Source organism: Streptomyces sp. PH10-H1 (assembly GCF_030063355.1).
Classification (GTDB): domain Bacteria; phylum Actinomycetota; class Actinomycetes; order Streptomycetales; family Streptomycetaceae; genus Actinacidiphila.
Genome location: NZ_JASISZ010000161.1, coordinates 1 through 4,926, shown reverse-complemented (window position 1 = coordinate 4,926; position 4,926 = coordinate 1). Strand labels below are relative to the sequence as shown.

3 protein-coding genes are annotated in these 4,926 nt (G+C 68.0%); all 3 read right to left on the bottom strand.

Annotated elements, in window-relative coordinates; translation table 11 throughout:
* Window positions 1–980 precede the first annotated feature (980 nt).
* The 3 genes from QMK24_RS40575 to QMK24_RS40565 are packed head-to-tail and all read right to left on the bottom strand — an operon-like array spanning window position 981 to window position 4,788.
* Complete coding sequence (locus QMK24_RS40575; protein WP_283471932.1) at window positions 981–2,000, bottom strand: TniB family NTP-binding protein; 1,020 nt, start codon at window positions 1,998–2,000, stop codon at window positions 981–983.
* Entirely contained in the window at window positions 1,997–4,075 is a 2,079-nt protein-coding gene (locus QMK24_RS40570; protein WP_283471931.1) for a TnsB C-terminal domain-containing protein, read from the bottom strand. The genes QMK24_RS40575 and QMK24_RS40570 overlap by 4 nt, the downstream gene beginning before the upstream one ends.
* Window positions 4,072–4,788: a TnsA-like heteromeric transposase endonuclease subunit gene (locus QMK24_RS40565; RefSeq protein ID WP_283471930.1), complete on the bottom strand. Its 717-nt coding sequence runs from the start codon at window positions 4,786–4,788 to the stop codon at window positions 4,072–4,074. The genes QMK24_RS40570 and QMK24_RS40565 overlap by 4 nt, the downstream gene beginning before the upstream one ends.
* Window positions 4,789–4,926 lie beyond the last annotated feature (138 nt).

The following is a 4,926-nucleotide window of genomic DNA, read 5'->3' as shown; positions in this document are numbered from 1 at the left end:
TGACCTGTGCCAGTGAAGATGGGCCCCTTGTCATCGAAGTTGGGCTGATGGTTGTTTGTGTCATTGAAGATGGGCCACTGCATTGTTTGTGACATTGAAGTTGGAGCATCGATAGTGATCTTCTTATCCGGGTTGAGCCGTCTTGCGTTGTCTGTATGCCTGCTGACGGCAGCGCTGGGAGCATGTCCGACGCTGTGAACTGCTCCTTTCGGGCAGGGGGCCCGAGCAGACTTGACAGGACAGTGTTGTCAGGCGAGCAATCTGGAGCGGGGCGAGGGCGTCAGCCCTCGCCCCGCTCGTATCGGGTGAAGCCGTTGAACCGGGCGGCGGGACCGGAAGTGGGTGCGGGGGTGTTTTTCGCCAGCGGTATGCCGCCTGTCGGCAGCGTTGAGAGCACGTGCGGCGGGGACTCGTGTCAGTGCTCAGAGACAGAGGGACTTCGCAGATCAGACAGGCTGGCAAGGAGTCGCCTTGCGGTCTGGAAGGTTCTTCGGCCGGCTGCTGTGTGTGCCGTTGCTGCCGCTCGAGGTAGGCGGCCCGGCGGCAGGGCGACGAGCAGAGAAGACGGCGTTGGCCGACACGCATGACCATGGTCTTTTTGCAGATCCGGCAGCGTTCCCGGCGCCACTCGCTGGCGGGGTAGCGCTTGCGGTATCTCTTCTGTCGGCAGGCCCTTGAGCAGGTTCGCGGCTTGACGCCGAAGCTGGCCATCGGCCGTATCGGGCCTCCGCATTCCTCGCACTTGATGGTCTCCAGGACCTGCCGCAGTTCGACCGGATCGCGCCCAGCGGACGCGGCGATGCGGTCCCAGCGCGGGCTGCCGAGGTGTGAGGGTGGCTCGGCGAGGTATTTCCGTAGGTAGGCGGGCGGAAGACAGTTCGCCTGGGCGAGCCGAGTGATGAACAAGCGGGCTCCTTCGCCGCTCTGCGGGCGGACCTGGAACGGCAGCCGGGCGAGGGGGCTTCCCCCGGCCGGCGGGATCACTGGCCTGCGTCCGGGCGCTTGCGGCGGGAGGCGGTGTCCAGGTCGACGGCCAGCAGGCCCGCCTTGTTGATCCTTTCGGTGCGGCCGAGGATGGCGTCGACGGCGGCTCCGCGGATCTGATGGGAGAGGGTGCCGATCATGCCGCCGGTGCGGGTGTGGATGAAGCGGTCCAGGCGGGTCAGACTGCCGCGGTTGTGCTCGTGGAGCACGAGGTTGGCCTCCATCTGCGCGACCAGCGCCTTCCACTCGGTGTTGTAGGGGAAGGGGTGGGTGGCCATCGGGGTGAAGCGGGCGGCGATCTGGTCTCCTCGGGTGCCGGAGAGCAGGTTGCCGGACTCGACGTCGATGCCCGCGTAGGCAAAGGTCGCCGGGATGCGCTCGGAGAAGTACTTCAACGTGTCCGAAGCTTCTGCTCCGTAGCGGGTCGTCAGGGATATGTTGTGGATCTCGTCGACCAGAATCAGGCCGGTCCTGGCCTTGGTGCAGACGCCGACGACGGCCTCGGTGAGGTCGGTGATGTTCGAACTCCGCAGGACCGGCAGGCCGAGGAAGCGGGCGAACTCGGCGGCGATCATGCGGGGTGTCGCGGCCGGCGGGACGGTGATGTAGACGACTGGGATGCGGTCGTCCTGTCCTGGGTGTCGGCGACGGTCCTGCAACTCGTGGGCCAGGCCGAGCTGGGTGAGCGCGATCGTCTTGCCGGTGTTTGCCGGCCCGGAGACCATCAGGCCGCGGCGAGCGCTGATCGCCCCGCGGTTGAGGATGATCAGGCGGCGCCCGCAGGTGACGGTGGAGCGAACCGTGGAAGTGGCGACCACTTGGAGGCGGGCATGGTGGTCGAGCCGGTCGTCGTCGTAGGCGTCCTGGTCCTCCGCCTCCAGCGCGTCGTACTCGGCTTTCGTCAGCACGGCCATGGGCTCGCTCAGGGACGCGCTGACGAACTCGCGCCAGCCGGGCAGAGTGGTCAGCTGCCGTCCGAAGTCCTCGTTCGGTTCGTCGGCAGGCAGCGTGGTCATGAGCGTCCCCAGGGGTCTTCGAGCGGATTGAACAGTCCGAGGGGAATCACCTCGGCGAGATCGTCGTCCTCGGCGGGCGCCTCGGCTTCGGGTTGCCGCGGCGGTGTCGGGGAGGAGACGGTGGGCGGTGCGGCCTTCGTCCGGGCGGCGACCCGCCGCTCGGCCTTGACCGCCTTGGCCGACCTGGCCTTCCTGTCCTTCTTCTTCGCCGCGGGCTGGTCGGGGCCAGCGTGTGCGCGGGTCAGCAGGTCGGCGACGGCCTGGGCGAGTTCTTCCTCGGTAGCCCGGGGCAGTTGGTGGCTGACGTGGTCCCAGGCCAGGTCTCCGAAGGGGACCGGGGCCCGCTTCAAGTACTTCCAGGTCGCCTGGACCCAGCCACCGTTGCCGCGGTGGTCGCGTACCCAGACTCGGGAGGCGTCGTAGGGGTCGCGGTGGACCTCCCAGAGCCCCCGCTTCGCGGTGACACCGGAGTCCCGCAGACGCATCGGACCCAGCTCGGGGCTGTCGTAGGTACGGTTGTTGATCCGGATGCCGTAGGAGTTGACGGCCCGCCAGGCCGCGGGCAGCAACTCGACGTAGTCCTGGCCGCTGAGCGCGACCGGGACGTAACCGCATGCCTCGACCAGGGCGGCGTACTTCTGGTTCGGGGTGAACAGCCGCCCCGGGTGGTCCGGGTCGCGCAGGCCCTCATGGGGGCGGTTCTGCCACTTCGCGATGATCCACTCGTCCAGCAGGTCCTGCAGTTCGGGCAGCGACCACAGGTTCTCCTGCTCGGGGTGCCGGCCACGCTGGTCGGTGTTGCGGCCGGTGTGGCCTGGCAGGAACTGGGCGAACATCGTGGCCACCGAGCCCAGCATCTTCTCGATGTGCCCCTTCTGGAACGGGGAGCCCTTGTGGGTGGGCTGGAAGTCGATCTCCAGGAACCGGCAGGAGGCCCGGAAGTTGTGGGAGATGAACGCCTTGCCGTGGTCGCAGACGATCATCTCCGGGACGATGACAGGCTTGGCCGCCGCGTGTTCCAGCCGTTCGTCCAAGGTCAGCAGTCTGCGGTGCGGCAGCACCGACCGGGACATCTTCAGGGCCTCGACCCAGCCCGGCCGCATCAGCTCGGGAGTGACAGTGCGGGCCAGCAGCACGCTCGCGTCCACCGACTTCGTCGTCGGACGCAGCACCGCCGCCGACAGTGTCCTGGTCGCGACGTCGATCATCCCGGTGAGCTCGACCTTGCCCACGACCCCGTTGTCGAGGCGGACCATCACGTCCAGAGGGGTGGAGTCGATCTGCATGACCTCGCCCGGAGCCGACACCGTCAGCTCACCGAACGGGGCCGCTGCCCCGTGGGCCTTCGAGCGGCGCGTGACCGCCGAGCCGGTCGCGTGAGTACCCTTCGTCAGCTTCGCCAGCAGCCGGTAGAGGGTCCGCCGAGCCGGTAGCTCGACCGGATCACCGCCCGATTCCCGCAGGATCTCCCCGGTCCGCCAGATCAGGTAGGCCCCGTTGCGGGTCGAGGTGTCGACACCCTCCTTGATCGCCTTCCGCATCGCCTCGACGACGGCCTCGGGTGCCGAGCCGAACTCGGGGCGCTTGCGGACCGGGCGGTGGTCGGCCAGGCCGACCAGCCCTTGTTCCTGGTATCGGCGGCGCCGGTTGCCGATCGTCTTGGCCGCGACATCGTGGCCGGCGACCGCGAGTTCTGCCGCCTTCACCCGCTGCCGTGATGTCACCGACGAACCCGGCCCGTAGCCCGGCCGGGGTGCCGAGCCGGGCTCCGCATCCGGCGCAAGCCCGTGCACAACCTCGAGAATGTGCCCCTCCCACCACAGCGCGTGCTTCACCACTTCGGGTGGGAACGTCTCCAGCAGCCCGACCGCGGGCAGCGGCATCCGCTCGGGCTGGAACAGGACCTCGAAATCCGCCGCCTCGAACAGGTCAATCAGGGTGACTACCCGGTGCGGAGCCTCCGTGTCCTCCACCACCACCGCATGAGCGGTGACCTCGAGAATCCCCCTGACCTGGCCCTCGAACCGGACCCTGTGACCGACCGCCAGAGCTGGCGGCCGCCTCAACCCGCTCATCCGCTTCCCTCCGTCCAAACCAGGCTGTCGGTCTGCATCAAGCCGCCCACCAGGTCCGTTCCCAGCGCGCCGGACCACAGCAGGTGGAACAGCACCGGCAGAACCTGCAACCGGTCCCCGACGAGACCGGCGCCCTCCCACAACCCCTCCGGCTCCCCGAAGACCTCCAGCAACCGGTCCGCAACCGCCGCCGGCCGCCCACAGCGCAGCCGCCGGTAGCGGGACAGCCAGCGGACGTTCGCCATGAACACCGGCTCAGGCCGCCCGACCCAGGCGAACTCCCAGCCCACCGCCCCGCAAGCGCGCTCAGTCGCGGTGAAGGACTCCCGGGTGTCCTCGTCCATGTCGTCCTGGGCTCGGACGTCGACGACACGAGCCCGCCCGTCGGCGAGCCGGACGAAGTAGTCGGGAGCGTGCCTGCGCTTTCGGACCCCGTCGTGCCAGTGCAGCCAGAACGGCTGCGAGGCGATGGCAGTGACCTGCGGGTCCCGGTCCAGCAGGACCAGCCGGTCCCGCTCCAGCCACGACTCATACCCGACGTGATCCCGTACGGTCACCGAGTAGTACCAGCCCGCAAAGCCCCGGCCGTACTTGTGCCAGGTGAACTCACGGACCGGCTCCACCGCCTCGAACCGAACATCCCAACTCGCCTGCAACAGCCGACGTCTACGCACTCCGTCGATAGAGAAGTCCAGCTCAAAGCCCGTGAGCACAGCCTGATCGACTGCGCGGACAGGTGCCCCCACCACATCCCCCGCCTGACACTTTCCCCACCAGCCCAACTTCGCTGTCACAAACTAGCGTTGGTCCAACTTCGGTGGCAAACGACCCATCTTCGCTGGCACAGGTCA

What these genes read in the sequence shown, in the direction of transcription:
- QMK24_RS40575 (WP_283471932.1), bottom strand. Translation starts at nt 2,000, where the DNA reads ATGACCACGCTGCCTGCCGACGAACCGAACGAGGACTTCGGACGGCAG.
- QMK24_RS40570 (WP_283471931.1), bottom strand. Translation starts at nt 4,075, where the DNA reads ATGAGCGGGTTGAGGCGGCCGCCAGCTCTGGCGGTCGGTCACAGGGTC.